Source organism: Corynebacterium vitaeruminis (assembly GCF_001054325.1).
GTDB lineage: Bacteria > Actinomycetota > Actinomycetes > Mycobacteriales > Mycobacteriaceae > Corynebacterium > Corynebacterium vitaeruminis_A.
In genome coordinates this window covers 39,298-55,032 of the sequence record NZ_JVVM01000010.1, presented here as the reverse complement: position 1 = coordinate 55,032, position 15,735 = coordinate 39,298, and the positions used below count along the sequence as shown (strand labels likewise).

Here is a 15,735-nt window from a genome sequence, read left to right as displayed (position 1 = left end):
TTGTTTTAAGCGCCGATAGCAGCATTCCCAGTAGTGCTCATGAGGTGCGGTCTGGTTGCTGGCGCGGCACTCGTCGTTAAGCAAACCGGGAATACACTCGATAGATTCTCTGACCAGTGCAAACATACCCGGTGAGGAGGGGAAATGAACGGATCGGCACCTGCGGATGATCGCAAGTCCGGCGAGTTTGGTCATGTCCCCGTTTTGCTTCATCGAGTAACTGATTTGTTGCGCCCGGGCATCGAGGCACTGGGTGACGACGCAGTAGTTGTCGACGGCACTCTTGGTGCCGGTGGACACACAGAGTATCTGTTGGAGCAGTTCCCGAAGCTCTGCGTCATTGGACTCGATCGCGATGACAATGCGTTGCGCGGGGCAGAAGAACGTCTCGCCCGCTTCGGTAATCGCTTTGTAGGGTTCCGTGTGCGTTTCGATTCGCTCGCCGATGTGCTCAGTGGCGATATCCCCGCGGCCGCTGGTGAAGGTGACGCGGAGGATATTGTCGCCCGCGCCGCTGAGAAGGGGATCGCGGGTGCGCTTTTTGATCTCGGTGTTTCCTCGATGCAGCTTGATCAGGTCAACCGTGGGTTCGCCTACCGTGTGGATGCTCCGCTGGATATGCGCATGGATGCGAGCCAGGGCATTACCGCAGCGGATGTGCTCAACACCTATTCGCACGGTGATATCGCGCGCATCCTGTCGAACTACGGCGACGAGCGTTTTGCCGGCAAGATTGCCTCGGCAATCCTTCGTGAGCGGGAGAAGGAACCGTTTACCACATCCGGTCGTCTGGTCGAGCTGCTCTACGAAACCATTCCGGCGGCGTCGCGCCGCAAGGGTGGGCACCCGGCCAAGCGCACCTTCCAGGCTCTTCGTATCGAAGTGAATCGCGAGCTCGAAGCCCTGGAAAATGTGCTGCCACAGGTCTGCGCTGCACTCGCAGTCGGTGGTCGCGCAGTGTTCATGAGCTACCAGAGTCTGGAAGACCGCATCGTCAAGAAGGACTTTGCACAGCGCGTGAAGTCGACAACCCCGCCGGGGCTCCCGATGGAGCTTCCGGGGCATGAACCGCACTTTGCTCTCATCACGAGAGGTGCGGAGAAGGCGTCGGCAAGCGAAATCGAAGACAACCCCCGAGCCGCACCGGTGAGAGTTCGCTGTATTGAGCGAATTCAAGCCGATTGACCCCACCCTTTCCAACCGAATCAACCGCACTCTTCACAATCCAAGTACTGGGAGAACTTTCGAGCATGGCAACGACAATCACGGAGCACGCCCCCACCCGGCGCACCTCCCGCGGCGGATCGGCAACTGTTGCCGGTGCCAGGACGAAGACTCGTCAGCGCGGTCGCAGCGCGCGTACGGAACAGGATCTGTACCAGCGCCGGCGGTTTGGGCGTACAGGTTCTCAGCAGGTCATCTCGGTACGTGGGCGTCGCGTTACGACGTCCTCGAGGGATAACCACAAGTTTGCCGGTGCGGCCCTAATGATTTTTCTCGTCGTCGCGGGAATCGTGATGGCGATGTTCCTGTCGGGCATCTCGACCTCGACCTCTCTGCAGCTGGATGCTGCGCAGACCAAGGAAAAAGAGCTGCGTAACCAGCTTGAGGTTCTCGAGCGGGATGTTGCTTACATGAAGTCGACCGGCGCTATCGCGCAGCGTGCCGTGGAAGAGGGCATGGTCAATCCGGAGCAGCCTGCTGTTCTGGCTACTGACCCGGAAGGCAAGGTCGTGGAAGTGCGACCGGGCAATGAGAAGCAGCAGAAGATCGTCGACCTCAACAGCGAGTCGCCGAATAACCCGCACGCGCCGTCGTCGAACCCGAAGGACACTGAGCATGTTCCGGGGATGCAGGCACCTGCTATTGAGGAAGCCCACCCACGTCCGAACGGGCTGCCAGCAACTGCTCCGTATGCGCCGCAGAACCACGCGCCCGCTCCCGCACCAGCGCCCGCTCCCGCACCAGCGCCCGCTCCCGCGCCTGAAGCTGAAGCGCCTGCGCCGGCACCAGAAGCGCCAGCACCAGTTCCGGCACCAGAAGCGCCAGCACCAGAAGCTCCGGCACCGGAGTCGGCTCCAGCGCCGTAGGAACTTAGGTAGTAAACACAGCCAAACTGGTCAACTGTCCGATAGCCTGGCGGTTCCACTGTTTTTGGGCAGGCGACTGTAAACTAATTTATTCAGTACTCGCGATGGCAGAAAATACCGCCTAAAGCTATCGCGCGCGGGAGAATCGACTTAGTAGAAAGCACTAGCGCATGATTCGATCTGGAGACGACTACCCCAACCGTGGAGGGGGGTATGACTTCGGCGAACGTGCTTACCGAATTACATCCCGTGAGCGCAGGAGCCAAAGTCGCGTTCGGGATGGTCAGCGGAGTCGGAGGCGCGATACTAATACCAATCGAAGCGTGCCCCCGCGCGAAAAAATGCGCATTAGTAACAAGGACTTCATCCGGCGACGCAACTGGTTGCAGTTTATAGGCGCTATCGCAGTTGTGGTGCTGGTCTCCCGTTTGGCTTGGGTGCAGCTCGTTGCAGGTCCTGACCTGTCGGCGGCAGCGCAGAATCAGCGCACGGTGGAAGTCGTTGACGCAGCTCGACGTGGCGCGATTCTCGACCGTAACGGAGCTCAGCTTGCCTTCACGATGGAGGCACGCAGTATTACCGTTCACCCGAATACCTTGCGCAAGTGGATTGGAGACGCCCACAAGCAGCGCCCGGATGATGTCGCTACCTACGATGAACGCCTCGAACAGATTGCCCAGGATCTGCCGAAGTTGCTCGACGTGGCCGACATCGACGCAGAGAAGTCGGGAAGCAGCCGCCGTCGTCAAGCGGAACCCGAAACCGAGGAGAACTCGGTGATGAGCACGCCGTCCCGGGTGAGCTCGAAGGAGATTCTCGAGAAGCTGCGCAATGAGGACAGCACCTACGAGGTGCTCGTGCGTAATGTCGATCCGGACAAGGCCGCTGCCATCGTGGAAAAGTATCCGGAGCTGGTTGCGGAGCGTCAGGATATCCGCCAGTACCCGAATGGGGCGACGGCGGCTAACGTCATCGGCAAGATTGGCATGGACGGCGTCGGTCAATTCGGCTTTGAAGCCTCCCGTGACGCAACTCTGCAGGGTATTAACGGTGGCAAAACCATTGACATCGCCTCTAACGGTGTGGCAATCCCGGGGTCCACGCGCGATGTTCACGCGGCTGTGGATGGTACAACGTACGAGCTAACCCTGGACCTAGACATGCAGTACTTTGTCCAGCAGCAGGTCAACCAAGCGAAGGCCAACTCGGGAGCGGCAGATGCCTCGGCAGTTGTGCTCGACGCGAAGACCGGTGAAGTGTTAGCCATGGCGCAGGCGGATACGGCTAACCCGAATAAGGATATGGGGGTCGAGGTCGAGGAAGGCCGCACTATTGGTAACTCCGCCGTATCGAACCCATTTGAGCCGGGTTCTGTGGCGAAGATTATTACCGCAGCGGCTGCTATCGAAGATGGCAAGACTACACCGGATGAGGTTTTACAGGTTCCGGGCAGTATCGATATGGCGGGTGTCACCGTGCGCGATGCATGGGAGCACGACACTCAAGCTTTTACGACGACCGGTGTGTTTGGCAAGTCTTCCAACGTCGGCACCCTGATGCTGTCAGAGCGTTTGGGGCAGGATCGCTTCGCTGAGATGCTGCATCTCTTTGGCCTGGGACAGTCCACGGGTATCGAACTGCCGAGTGAGTCTTCCGGTTTGGTGCCGCAGCGTCCACAGTGGTCTGGCGGTACGTTTGCAAACCTGCCGATTGGTCAGGGTATGGCCATGACGCTGCTGCAGATGACAGGAATTTTTCAGGCAATCGCTAACGATGGCGAGCGCATCCCGCCACGTATGATTCGCTCGACAATTTCCCCGGACGGCACGAAGACTGCAACGGAGCGCCCGGAAACAGTGCGTGTGGTTAGCCCGGAGACCGCCCGAACTGTGCGTGCCATGTTTGAAGGCGTTATGCAGTCCGATCCCACAGGACAGCAGTCGGGTACCGCTGCCGGCAATAGCATTGAGGGATACTCGCTCACCGGAAAGACAGGTACCGCGCAGAAGGTCGACCCCGATACCGGCGCGTACTCAAATTCCAAGTACCACATCACATTTGCAGGCATCGCGCCTGCCGACGATCCCCGTTTTGTCATTGGCATCATGCTTGATGAACCCCAGCGTGGTGTCCATGGTGAAGGTGGCCAGTCGGCAGCCCCACTGTTTAAGGACATTGCCGCCTGGGCGCTCAACCGCTACAACGTCCCGCCGTCGCCACCCCGCGAAGGCAAGTTGCTACTACAGCCGTAATGAGGTCACCACCGCAATGAAGTCACAGCGACAGCACTAATACCCAGATTTTTAATACTTTGGTTTCTACCAAGTGAATCTCTTGAAATTTTCCAACCTGTTGTACACCAACAACTGACTTGAAAGAGGGAACAGCCAATGACCGCCACCCTTGCGAAATTGTGTAACCTCGCGCATGGTCGACTCGACGGCATTACCGACTCTGCGGCTGAGGAGGCGGATATCGCCGCAATTGAACTCAACGCTGCCGACGTACCTGAAGGCGGAATGTTTGCTGCCGTCCCGGGCACCCGCACGCACGGCGCGCGCTACGCGCAGCAGTCGGCTGCCACAGCAATCCTGACCGACGAGGAGGGGCTGAAAATCCTGCGGGAAGCAAGGGAGACTCGCCCAGTCCTGGTTGTTGACAATGTCCGGGCTGTCATGGGGCACGTTGCTGCCGAGATCTACGATCATCCCTCAGATTCGCTGACCATCATTGGAGTTACCGGTACCTCAGGCAAGACCACCACAACCTACATGCTGGAAGGCGCGTTGCTGGCAGCTGGATGCTCGACCGGCATCATTGGTACTACCGGTACTCGCATCAACGGCCGCGAGGTTCCGTCGAGCCTGACCACCCCGGAGGCTCCGGCACTTCAGCGTCTGTTTCACCAGATGCTCGCCGAAGGTGTGACGCACGTTGTTATGGAGGTTTCCTCTCATGCACTGTCGCTGGGGCGTGTCGATGGCGTCAACTTTGATGTCGGCTGCTTCCTCAACCTCTCGCAGGATCATCTCGACTTCCACAAGACCTTGGAACAGTACTTCCAGGCCAAGGCCAAGCTCTTTGACCCTGAAGGTCCGACGCACGCTCCGAAGGCTGTCGTGTGCATTGACGACGACTGGGGAGTCCGCATGGCGGATATCGCCGCCGGTGACCCGGACGTCCAAGTCACCACTGTCCATACTCAGCATCGCGTAACCGAGAAGGTGCCAGCTGCCAAGGTCTTTGCAGAATGGCACGCCGCTGCAGCTACCGTTGCCCCCAACGGTGTCCAGCATGTCGAACTGACGCGAAATGACACCGACACAGTTGAGGTGGACGTTCCTCTGCCGGGTGCATTCAATGTTGCCAATGCCGCGGTTGCGTGGGCTGTGCTCGATGCGATTGGCCATGCTGATGACGCGGCCAAGAGCGGCCTGGCACAGGTGCGTGTGCCAGGCCGCATGGAGCGTATCGATTGCGGGCAGGACTTCTTGGCTGTGGTGGACTACGCCCACAAGCCAGCCGCAGTGGCTGAAGTGTTGGCTACGTTGCGTGCGCAGACCGAAGGCCGCGTGCTGGTCGTCGTTGGCGCCGGTGGCGACCGCGATAGTGCCAAGCGTCCAATCATGGGAACTGAAGCAGCCTGTGGTGCCGATGTTGTCATCGTCACCGATGACAACCCACGCTCCGAGGTGCCCGCTGAAATTCGTTCCGCTGTGGTCGCCGGTGCGAGAGAAGCCGTTGCCAGCGGTAAGGCCGGTTCCGACACGGTTGTTGAGGAAATTGGCAACCGCGGCCAGGCAATCCGCCGTGTCGTAGAGCTTGCCCACAGTGGCGACAGCATCGTGGTGGCTGGCAAGGGCCACGAAACCGGTCAGGATGTTGGTGGCGTGATTCACCCGTTCGATGACCGTGAACAGCTGGCCGAAGCGCTCACCCAACGACTGAAAGGCTCCGCTAATTGAGATCGTTGGGTAAGAATGCCTCTCGGCCTGCCTACCGCGAGTTATTCGCAATAGGCGGATAAAATCAAGAAATTATCCTTTACTAGGCGCCTGGAACTCTAACTAACAAGGACTATAGACATCATGATTGCCCTGACCGCCGCGGAAATCGCTCACATCGTGGGAGGTGAACTTGTCCACGTCGACGCTGACGCCACAGTGACTCAGCCCGCGGAATTTGATTCCCGAAAGATTCGCAAAGGTTCACTCTTCCTCGCTCTGCCGGGCGCACGTGTCGACGGCCACGACTTCATCGGTCAGGCTGTGGAAGCTGGAGCGACGATGGCACTGGCGGCACGAGATGTTGGGCAGCCTGCGGTCGTCGTCAAGCCCCTTGGCAAGCAGAATTCCAACGCTGACGCTTTTGCACACGATCCAGATGGTTCTGGGGCGGCGGTGCTGGAAGCGCTCGGTAAGGTGGCGCGCTACGTGGTCGACGAGCTGAAGAAGAATCAGCTACATGTTGTCGGCGTGACCGGTTCGGCGGGAAAGACGTCGACGAAAGACATGATGGCGACGCTGCTGCGTACCGACGGTCCGACGGTGGCACCCAAGGGGTCGTTTAACAACGAAATTGGGCATCCGTACACCGTGCTCCAGTGCACACCGGAGACGAAGTACCTGGTAGCGGAGATGAGTGCGCGCGGAATTGGGCATGTGGCGCACCTGGCACGCATCGCGCCGCCGACGATCGGTGCGGTGCTCAACGTGGGTACGGCGCACTTGGGCGAGTTTGGCTCACGCGAAGTAATCGCGCAGGCTAAGGGCGAGCTCGTGGAGGCGCTGCCGGCTGCGGAGCAGGGTGGTGTGGCTGTACTCAACGCCGACGATGACTATGTCACCGGCATGGCTCCGCGTACCCAGGCGAAAGTGGTTTTCTTCTCCGCCGATGAGAACTCCGAACGCCACGCAAGCGCGGATTATCGCGCCACAAATGTGCAGCTCGACGATTTTGCGCGCGCGTCCTTTGACCTGCATGTGCCGGATGGGCGCACATTCCCGATCCAGCTGCAGGTCTACGGTGCGCACCAAGTGGCCAATGCCCTGGCAGCGATTGCGGTGGCAGTGGAATCCGGTATTGATCCTGAGCATGTCGCCAAGGCGATGGCCACGCATGTGGCAGCGTCGGAGCGGCGCATGGATGTCCAGCAGCTCACTGGCAATATCGTCGTGATTAACGACTCCTACAATGCCAACCCGGACTCGATGCGTGCGGGTATTGACGCTCTGGCACGTACCGCTGCTGGCCCAACGCACAAGGACGCCTCGTCGTGGGCCGTGCTGGGGCAGATGGGCGAACTTGGCGATTCCGCTGAAGATGAGCACTCGGCACTCGGTGAATATCTTGTGAGCCGCGGCATCGATCGACTTATTGCAGTGGGAAAGAGCGCTAATGTGCATGCCCTCGCCGACAAAGCGGAAGAGTTGGGGTTAAATACTTCTAGGGTGTCGGATACATCCGCGGCCGCTGATTTGGTGGCGGCGGAGGTGCATCCGGCCGATGTGGTGTTAGTCAAGGCCTCCTATGCGGACGGTATGTGGCGAGTCGCGGATTCGTTAGCTGCCAAGGTTGGAACTACGCCAAATGGTGAAAGCGGAGAGGAAAAGTAAGTGATTCAACTTATTCTCAGTGGTGCGATTGCATTCCTGGTGAGTGTCTTTATGACACCAGTGCTTATTCGCAAGTTCTCCGCTGAAGGCCTTGGCCAGGAGATTCGTGAAGAAGGGCCGAAGAGTCACCAGCGCAAGCGGGGAACTCCGACCATGGGGGGCATCGCCATCATCGCTGCGATTGTCGCTGGTTACTTCCTTTCTCACCTCATTACTTATTTCCAGACTGGCGTGGGGCCGTCCGCGTCCGGTCTGCTGGTGATGTTCCTTGTTCTGTCGATGGGCGCATTGGGTTTTGCCGATGACTTCATCAAGCTTTATAAAGGTCGCAACCTGGGGTTGAACAAGACTGCGAAGCTAGTTGGTCAGCTGGCTGCGGCGCTGATTTTCGGCGTGCTGCTGCTTCAGTTCCCGGATGCGTCTGGTCTGACTCCGGGTACGACGAACCTGTCGCTGATTCGAGATATTTCGTTCCTGAACCTGGCTCCGGGGCCGGTGTGGTTCGGTATGTTTGTCTTCCTAGTATTTGTCTTCATTGTCATTGCTGCGTGGACGAACGCTGTCAATCTCACTGATGGTCTTGATGGCCTGGCCGCGGGCGCGACCGCGCTGCTGCTGGCCACCTACACGCTGATTTCCTTCTGGCAGTTCCGTAACTCCTGCGAGGCCTCGCTGGGTAGTGGCTGCTACAACGTCCGAGATCCGCTGGATATCGCCGTTATCTCCGTCGCAGGTCTGGGCGCTTGCTTGGGCTTCCTGTGGTGGAACGCAGCTCCGGCAAAGATCTTCATGGGAGATACCGGTTCGCTGGCTCTCGGTGGTTTGGTAGCGGGTCTGTCATTTGTCACCAAGACTGAACTGCTGATGGTTATCATTGGCTTCATCTTCGTGATGGAGGTTGCTTCCGTGGCAATCCAGATTGCGGTTTTCCAGACGACTGGCAAGCGAGTATTCCGAATGGCACCTCTTCACCATCACTTCGAAAACGGTGGTTGGGCGGAGACAACTGTTGTCGTCCGGTTCTGGCTACTCGCAGGTATTTTCAACATGATCGGCGCAGCCATTTTCTACAGTGACTGGCTCTCTCAGGTAGGCGTATTTCAATGATTAACTCACCAGACCCGACCAATCTCACCGATATCCGAAATCTCGACTTAGTCGCTACGGTGCGCTCTGGTCGAGTTCTGGTGGCAGGAGCCGGAGTTTCCGGTCGCGGTGCCATTGCGATGCTCCAGGACATTGGCTGTCCGGACGTGGTCGTCGTAGACGATTCCTCCCTTGGCGCACTCGTCGCCGCTGACTTTTCAGTTCGGCATGTCACGACCGCTGACGCTCGCGACGAGCTTGCCGACGCGGTTGCGATTGTGACCTCCCCGGGGTGGCGTCCGACCAGCCCGCTGTTCGGCGCTGCTGCTGAGGCCGGTGTCCCAGTCGTCGGCGATGTAGCACTGGCTTTCGCCGGTGACTGTGCCCAGCTGTGGGGTCCCAAGCGCACCTGGCTGGTAGTCACTGGCACTAACGGTAAAACCACCACTACCTCCATGCTGGCAGCCATGCTCGGTGAGCAGGGCGCAGCTGTGGGCAACATCGGTGTAGCTCTGTACGATGCGCTGACTGCTGAGCCTCGCATTGAGACGTTGGCCGCAGAGTTGTCCAGCTTTCAGCTGCACTGGGCTCCGAACATTCGCCCGGATGCCGGTGTACTGCTGAATCTGGCGGAGGATCACATCGACTGGCACGGTTCTTACGAAAACTACGGGTTGGACAAGACCCGTGCGCTGCGTGGTGCTGTCGCAATCTATGGTGCGGATGATGCCGATGTTGTCGAGCACGTGGAAACGATGCTGAAAAACGATGAGCTCGGCAACTTGGTCGTTGGCTTCACGGACGCTCCGCCGGAGGCACACCAGGTCGGAGTCCGTGACGGCATGATTGTCGACCGCGCTTTCGGCGGCGGCGATGCCACCGACGACGAGTCCGAGCCGGGTATTGTCATCGCTCCGGTAGCGGGAATTTCTCCTCCCGGCCGAGCAGGCGTTCTCGACGCGGTGGCTGCCACCGCGATGGCACGCAGTATCGGTACATCGCCTGAGCAGATTGCAGCGGCACTGGAAACTTTCGAAGTCCGCGCACACCGCGGTCAGATCGTCCATAAGGCAAATGATGTCGTGTGGATTGATGACTCCAAGGCGACCAACCCCCACGCTGCCGACGCTGCACTGTTCGGTCACGAGCGCGTCGTGTGGATTGTCGGTGGTCAGCTCAAGGGCGCAGAAATTTCTCCGTTGGTGGCGAAGCATGCTCATCGCCTGCAGGCGGCCGTGGTTCTGGGCGTCGATAGGCAGCTAGTCAGCGATGCGCTCTCCCGCATCGCACCTGCCGTGCCGGTCGTTGTCATTGATGACACCGACAAGGTCGATGCCATGGCAAAGGTCTGCATGGCAGCTAGTGAATATGCCAACCCGGGGGACGTGGTGCTGTTAGCACCAGCAGCCGCCAGCTTGGATATGTACTCCGGTATGGCTGAACGTGGCGATTTGTTCGCGCAATGGGCGCAGAAGGTGACATCAACTGATGGATAACTCCCGCAAGGCTCGCAATTTAAGCGCTAGCGCCGCGACGGCGCAAAAGGGGACGAGGGCTACCGATTCACAACAGCCCTCGTCGTCAAGCTCTAGTGCTCGAGAGCGGCCGGCGTGGGTGGAGCGCTTTAACGACTGGAAGTCGCGTCCGTTGTTCGATTACCACCTGCTGATGATTATCGTCGCTCTACTGACATCGATAGGCCTGGTGATGGTGCTGTCGGCGTCCATGGCCAGCGCAGGTAATGACTCGGGCAGCGTATGGTCGGTCTTCTTCCGCCAGCTGGTCATGGTGGTGGTGGGATTAATCTCCATGTGGATTGTGCTGCGAATGCGGGTGGAGTTGATTCGCTCGCTATCGACAGCAGCGCTGATTTTGTCCTTTGTTCTGCTCATTTTGGTAGTAATCCCGGGCATCGGCATTGGTCTGGAGGAAACTGGTGCGCGTTCCTGGCTGAGTATTGGTGGTATCACCATGCAGCCATCAGAAATCGCGAAGATAGCGCTGGCATTGTGGGGCTCGAAGCTACTGGCTGAGAAGGTCCGCACTGCTGTGTCCTACACCGATTTGTTTGGGCTGTTTGGTGCGGTCAGCTTCGCAATGTTGGCGCTAGTGATGCTACAGCGTGACCTCGGCATGGTCGCCTCGATGGCGTTTGTCGTGGTCGCGTTGGCGTGGTTTGCTGGCCTGCCGCGCGTATTCATCACCGGTCTGCTCGCTGCTGCGGCGTTCGCCATGGCGATTTTCACCGCCACCGCGGGGTTCCGTTCGGCGCGAATCAGGGTCTACTTGGACTCACTGCTGGGTAACTTCAATGACGTCCAAGGCGATGCCTACCAGTCCTACCAGGGCTTTCTTTCGCTTGCCGACGGATCGCTCACCGGTGTCGGTCTCGGTCAGTCGAGCGCGAAGTGGGGATACCTGCCGGAGGCGAAGAATGACTTCATTTTTGCCATTATCGGTGAGGAAACTGGTTTCCTTGGCGCACTAATGGTTATTTTGCTCTATGCAGCGCTCGGCTGGGTGGGACTTCGTATCGCTGGTCGTCAGAATGACCCGTTCCTCCGTCTGCTCGCGGGCACAATTACTACTGCAACTGTGGTGCAGGCTTTCATCAACATCGGCTATGTCGTCGGTGCGTTGCCAGTGACTGGTCTGCAGTTGCCGCTGATTTCCGCCGGTGGTACGTCGGCGATGGTCACCCTGTTTTCGATGGGTCTGCTGGCTACGTGCGCTCGTCACGAGTCGGAGGCCGTCTCTGCAATGCAGACGTCGGGACGTCCGGCGCTGGATAGGTTCCTGGGGATTCCGGAGCCGATTCCTTATGACGAGTCGCGTCGCCACGCGCCGAAGGTGCGTGCTCACCGCGACCCGCAGCGTTTTGGTCCGCCAGTGGTGACCAGTGGAGCTCGTACTCCACGCGGAGAGGGCGTGCAGGTGCGGGAAACCTATGGTGGACGAGTTGACCGTCCCAATTCGGATGCCCGTAGTGGAGGTAGCCGCAGTGGTCGAGGTGCCGCCTCGCAGCGTGGCTCCCGAGCATCCGGAAGCTCTGGAAACTCGGGAAGTGTTCGTGGTCGCGAGGTGGACTATTCCCCTCGTAGTGACAGTGGACGGACGCGGGGATTCACAGAGAGGACGCCTCGGACTGGGCGGTCACGGGGCTCCTGGTCGTCGTCAAGCTCAAGCCGGGGCAGTAGGATTCGGAGCGAAGGTCGTGGCGGACAGTCGCGTTCGCGCCAGCGCCCGGGCCGAAACAATAGGAACGGCGGTTCAGCACCGCGGAGGAGGAATCGATAACACCATGGCAGACAAGAATCTGGGCGCAGCCGCTGGGGCGAAAGGCGCTTCGGAGTTTGAGCAGTTTCGCAAGGAAGATGGCTCTGCTCCGACCATTGTGGTGGCAGGCGGTGGTACGGCTGGCCATATCGAACCCGCGTTGGCCGTGGCGGATGCGATTTTGAACCTGCAGCCGGAAGCCCGTGTAATTGCACTCGGTACGAATCGGGGCCTGGAGTCGACCCTTGTGCCGGCACGAGGTTATGACCTGGAATTGATTCCGCCAGTGCCAGTGCCGCGCAAGCCGACTGCAGATTTGTTCAAGCTGCCGTTCAACGTCACTCGCGCGGTGCGTGAGACCCGCAAGGTCTTCAAGCGTATCGACGCTGATGCGGTCATCGGTTTTGGCGGCTATGTGTCGGCACCGGCGTATTTGGCGTGCCGTGCGGGAAAGAAAATTCCATTCCTGGTGCACGAGGCCAACGCCCGTGCGGGTCTGGCCAATAAGCTCGGTGTCGCACTCGGTGGTGTCGGTCTGGCCGCAGTGACTGGCTCGGGCCTGAAGGCCGAGGTCGTTGGCAATCCCGTGCGTGCCAGTCTCGCAGCGCTGGACCGCGACGCCAAGCGCGCCGAAGCCCGCGAATTTTTCGGTTTACCGCAGGAGGGTCCGGTGCTCTTTGTGACCGGCGGTTCGCAGGGGGCACGTTCCATCAATGAAGCTGTCAGCGGTGCTGCCGCAGAGCTCGCTAACGCTGGTGTGTCAGTACTGCACGCATACGGCAAGAAGAATCACGTCGAGGTCGAGTCCACCCGCGAGGACGCCCCCTATGTCGCCGTGCCGTACATCGACCGGATGGATCTGGCGTACTCCGCCGCTGACCTGATTTTGTGCCGTTCCGGTGCGATGACGGTGGCTGAAGTTTCAGCTGTCGGTCTGCCTGCAGTGTATGTACCGCTGCCACACGGCAATGGGGAACAGGCGCTCAACGCCACTGATGTTATCGACGCTGGTGGCGGTATTCTCATCTCCGACGAGTCGCTGACTACGGCATCAATTGCCGATATCGTGATTCCGCTGGTCACGTCCCCAGAAAAGCTTGCCGACGGACGCCGCGCCCTGGTCAACATCGGACACGGTAACGCTGCGGAGAACATCGCCCGTCGGGTGCTGTCTGCGGCTGTGAACTCTAAGAAGTAAAGCGAGCATAAACATGAACGTTAATTTCGATGACTTTCAGCCGGTAACAGGAGAGCTGCCCGCAAGCGTCCACATGATTGGCATTGGCGGTGCTGGGATGTCCGGTATTGCCCGCATCCTGCTGGCACGAGGTATTCGTGTGACGGGTTCCGATGTCAAGGAATCCCGTGCGGTGGTGGGGCTGCGTGCAATGGGCGCCACCATCGCCATTGGCCACGACCGCGCGAATCTTGAGCTGGCCGGGGAGGGGGACCTGCCAGAGGCAGTGGTCATTTCCTTCGCTGCTATTCCGAAGACTAATCCGGAGCTGGCTGGTGCGCACGAGCTGAATATTCCAGTGCTCAAGCGCTCCGATGTGCTTGCGCTGTTGATGCAGGACTCAAAGCCTCTGCTCATCGCCGGTACTCACGGCAAGACCTCGACTACGTCGATGACCGTCGCCGCTTTACAGGCAGCTGGTTTGGATCCGTCGTTTGCTGTCGGTGGTTTGATGAGCAAGGCTGGCGTCAATGCTCACCAGGGCAGTGGCGACGTCTTTGTCGCTGAAGCCGATGAGTCGGATGCCTCGCTGTTGACCTACCAGCCCGAAGTGGCTGTGATTACCAACATCGAGCCCGATCACCTGGACTTTTTCGGTGACGACGAGACCTACTACGCGGTCTTCGACGCTTTTGCGGAGCGCATTAAGGATGGCGGTCATCTTGTTGTCTGTGCTGAGGATGCGCATGCGGCCGCATTGGGTGAGCGTGCGGTGGACCGCGGCATTAACGTGTTGGCTTACGGTGGGGAAGAAGCCTTAGCTAAGCACCCGAAGCTGCCGGTCGGTGCCGTTTTGCATGGCTGGACCCCGGTCGGTGGCGGCGCCCGCGTGGAGGCCACCGTCGGCTCTACCTCAGTGACGTTTGAACTGCACCAGCCCGGCCGGCACATGGCGCTCAACGCGCTGGCTGCAATGGTCGCTGGCGACTGCGTTGGAGCGGATTTGGGTCGCATGGCTCGAGGCCTGGGCGATTTCACGGGCGTGCGTCGTCGTTTCGACTACCACGGCAGCATTGCCGAAGGTCCATTTGTCGGTGCCCGTATCTACGATGACTACGCGCATCACCCGACTGAAGTCTCCGCAGTTCTCGGCGCGGCTAGAGAGCTGGTCACCGAGGCTGGCCGTGGCGAGGTCGTCGCTGTGTTCCAGCCGCACCTGTACTCGCGCACTCGCAACTTTGCCGACGAGTTCGCCACCGCCCTCTCGCTGGCGGACAAGGCCGTCTTGCTCGATGTCTTCGGTGCGCGCGAGGAGCCACTGCCGGGCGTCGATGGAGCGCTCATCGCTAACAAAATGACCATCCCCGTGACGTACGAGCCGCATTTCACCAGCGTCCCGGCTCGCGTCCGCGAAATCGCCGAACCGCACGATGTCATCCTGACTATCGGCGCTGGCTCTGTGACGATGCTTGCCGACGAAATCGTGCGCGAGCTCAGCGGAGACAACGACGAACAGGTGGAGTCGTAACACTGTGAAACCCAGCCGAAAGAAATCTCAGCACACCGACGATATAGACCAGAACGCAACAGCATCGCGGCGTCAGCGTTTAGCGCGCGCCCCGCGACGTGGCTGGCTCATCGGCGGTGGCCTGGTCGCGATTATCGCCATTGTTGCAGCGGTGGTGTGGTTTTCTCCGTGGCTGGTTGTGAAAAGCATTGACGTTGAAGGCGTCGTCCACGGTGATAAAGACGCAATCGTCGAGGCCAGTGGTATCTCCGAGAATCAAAAGCTCATTCGCTTGGACACGGATACCTCAGCGCGTTCCGTGGCGGGGCAGCCGTGGGTCGACAGCGTGACTGTCAGTCGTTCGTGGCCACAGAGCGTGACTATTTCGGTGCGGGAATTTGTTCCTATGGTGTTTATCCGCGCTACTGACGGTGAGCACCTGTTTTCCGAAAATGGTCAGGAGTTTGTCACCGCACCGCCGCCGCCGGGTGTGATCGAGGTTGTCGATGCTCCCCGCGTGGATGAGCCAGCGGACGGCAAAGTTGACCCCGAACCGCGTGTAATCAAGGCGGTTTTGACCGTCGTCAAGGCGTTGCCAGAGCCCGTCGCACACCGTGTTGAGCGGATTAGTGCGCCTTCCGAGGCAGAGATCAAGCTATTCCTGACCGACGGCTACGAGGTGTACTTCGGTTCCTCGGATAATGCGGCAGAAAAGGCACGTGCGACGGAGACTGTGCTGAACCGTGGCGAGAAGACGTGGAACGTCTCGAACCCGAGGCTGCCGACCGCTAAGGGAGAGTAGAGAATGGTGGTGCCTGGAGTGATTTCTGTGGCTAAACACTATCCCTCAAGTGCAAGTTTAAGGTAGCGACACGCGTTAAAAGGTCGCTGAATTATTTGTAGTTTTCGACCACAATGGGGTCAACAGCTTTTCGGCCATGATGCACTTTTCCGTGCGGTGTCATGGAGAGCTGTACTGCCCGG

The 15,735-nt window shown here is 59.3% G+C and carries 11 protein-coding genes; all 11 read left to right on the top strand.

The window, feature by feature from the left end; all coding sequences use genetic code 11:
• Positions 1-144: 144 nt before the first annotated feature.
• The 11 genes from rsmH to ADA16_RS02695 all read left to right on the top strand — a co-directional run bounded on the left by rsmH (position 145) and on the right by ADA16_RS02695 (position 15,553).
• Positions 145-1,185: a 16S rRNA (cytosine(1402)-N(4))-methyltransferase RsmH gene (gene rsmH, locus ADA16_RS02745; RefSeq protein ID WP_048758963.1), complete on the top strand. Its 1,041-nt coding sequence runs from the start codon at positions 145-147 to the stop codon at positions 1,183-1,185.
• Positions 1,186-1,250: 65 nt separating this feature from the next.
• On the top strand, positions 1,251-2,090 hold the full coding sequence (locus tag ADA16_RS02740) for a hypothetical protein (protein WP_048758962.1): 840 nt from the start codon (positions 1,251-1,253) through the stop codon (positions 2,088-2,090).
• Positions 2,091-2,431: 341 nt separating this feature from the next.
• Positions 2,432-4,342: a peptidoglycan D,D-transpeptidase FtsI family protein gene (locus ADA16_RS02735; RefSeq protein ID WP_048758960.1), complete on the top strand. Its 1,911-nt coding sequence runs from the start codon at positions 2,432-2,434 to the stop codon at positions 4,340-4,342.
• A gap of 138 nt (positions 4,343-4,480) precedes the next feature.
• Complete coding sequence (locus tag ADA16_RS02730) at positions 4,481-6,055, top strand: UDP-N-acetylmuramoyl-L-alanyl-D-glutamate--2,6-diaminopimelate ligase (protein WP_048758958.1); 1,575 nt, start codon at positions 4,481-4,483, stop codon at positions 6,053-6,055.
• A gap of 123 nt (positions 6,056-6,178) precedes the next feature.
• The gene (locus ADA16_RS02725; protein ID WP_048758956.1) at positions 6,179-7,705 is read left to right on the top strand and encodes a UDP-N-acetylmuramoyl-tripeptide--D-alanyl-D-alanine ligase; all 1,527 of its coding nucleotides are present in this window, start codon (positions 6,179-6,181) and stop codon (positions 7,703-7,705) included.
• A complete protein-coding gene (mraY, locus tag ADA16_RS02720) occupies positions 7,706-8,812 on the top strand; it encodes a phospho-N-acetylmuramoyl-pentapeptide-transferase (RefSeq protein WP_048758954.1) in 1,107 nt (368 codons plus the stop codon). It begins immediately after the preceding gene.
• A complete protein-coding gene (gene murD, locus ADA16_RS02715) occupies positions 8,809-10,287 on the top strand; it encodes a UDP-N-acetylmuramoyl-L-alanine--D-glutamate ligase (protein WP_048758951.1) in 1,479 nt (492 codons plus the stop codon). Before mraY ends, murD begins: the two co-directional genes overlap by 4 nt.
• Positions 10,280-12,088 carry a peptidoglycan glycosyltransferase FtsW gene (locus ADA16_RS02710; RefSeq protein WP_048758949.1) on the top strand — a complete coding sequence of 603 codons (1,809 nt, stop codon included), beginning with the start codon at positions 10,280-10,282 and terminating at the stop codon, positions 12,086-12,088. Before murD ends, ADA16_RS02710 begins: the two co-directional genes overlap by 8 nt.
• Positions 12,089-12,092: 4 nt before the next feature.
• Positions 12,093-13,265 carry an undecaprenyldiphospho-muramoylpentapeptide beta-N-acetylglucosaminyltransferase gene (gene murG, locus ADA16_RS02705; RefSeq protein WP_048758947.1) on the top strand — a complete coding sequence of 391 codons (1,173 nt, stop codon included), beginning with the start codon at positions 12,093-12,095 and terminating at the stop codon, positions 13,263-13,265.
• A gap of 13 nt (positions 13,266-13,278) precedes the next feature.
• Positions 13,279-14,772, top strand: coding sequence for a UDP-N-acetylmuramate--L-alanine ligase (gene murC, locus ADA16_RS02700; protein ID WP_048758944.1), 1,494 nt, complete (start codon positions 13,279-13,281; stop codon positions 14,770-14,772).
• 4 nt (positions 14,773-14,776) lie between these two features.
• Entirely contained in the window at positions 14,777-15,553 is a 777-nt protein-coding gene (locus ADA16_RS02695; RefSeq protein WP_048758942.1) for a cell division protein FtsQ/DivIB, read from the top strand.
• Positions 15,554-15,735 lie beyond the last annotated feature (182 nt).

Excerpts from the sequence above, each read along its gene's own strand:
- murD (WP_048758951.1), top strand. The coding sequence starts at position 8,809 with ATGATTAACTCACCAGACCCGACCAATCTCACCGATATCCGAAATCTC.
- rsmH (WP_048758963.1), top strand. The coding sequence starts at position 145 with ATGAACGGATCGGCACCTGCGGATGATCGCAAGTCCGGCGAGTTTGGT.
- ADA16_RS02730 (WP_048758958.1), top strand. The coding sequence starts at position 4,481 with ATGACCGCCACCCTTGCGAAATTGTGTAACCTCGCGCATGGTCGACTC.
- ADA16_RS02735 (WP_048758960.1), top strand. The coding sequence starts at position 2,432 with ATGCGCATTAGTAACAAGGACTTCATCCGGCGACGCAACTGGTTGCAG.
- ADA16_RS02710 (WP_048758949.1), top strand. The coding sequence starts at position 10,280 with ATGGATAACTCCCGCAAGGCTCGCAATTTAAGCGCTAGCGCCGCGACG.
- murC (WP_048758944.1), top strand. The coding sequence starts at position 13,279 with ATGAACGTTAATTTCGATGACTTTCAGCCGGTAACAGGAGAGCTGCCC.
- murG (WP_048758947.1), top strand. The coding sequence starts at position 12,093 with ATGGCAGACAAGAATCTGGGCGCAGCCGCTGGGGCGAAAGGCGCTTCG.
- ADA16_RS02725 (WP_048758956.1), top strand. The coding sequence starts at position 6,179 with ATGATTGCCCTGACCGCCGCGGAAATCGCTCACATCGTGGGAGGTGAA.
- ADA16_RS02740 (WP_048758962.1), top strand. The coding sequence starts at position 1,251 with ATGGCAACGACAATCACGGAGCACGCCCCCACCCGGCGCACCTCCCGC.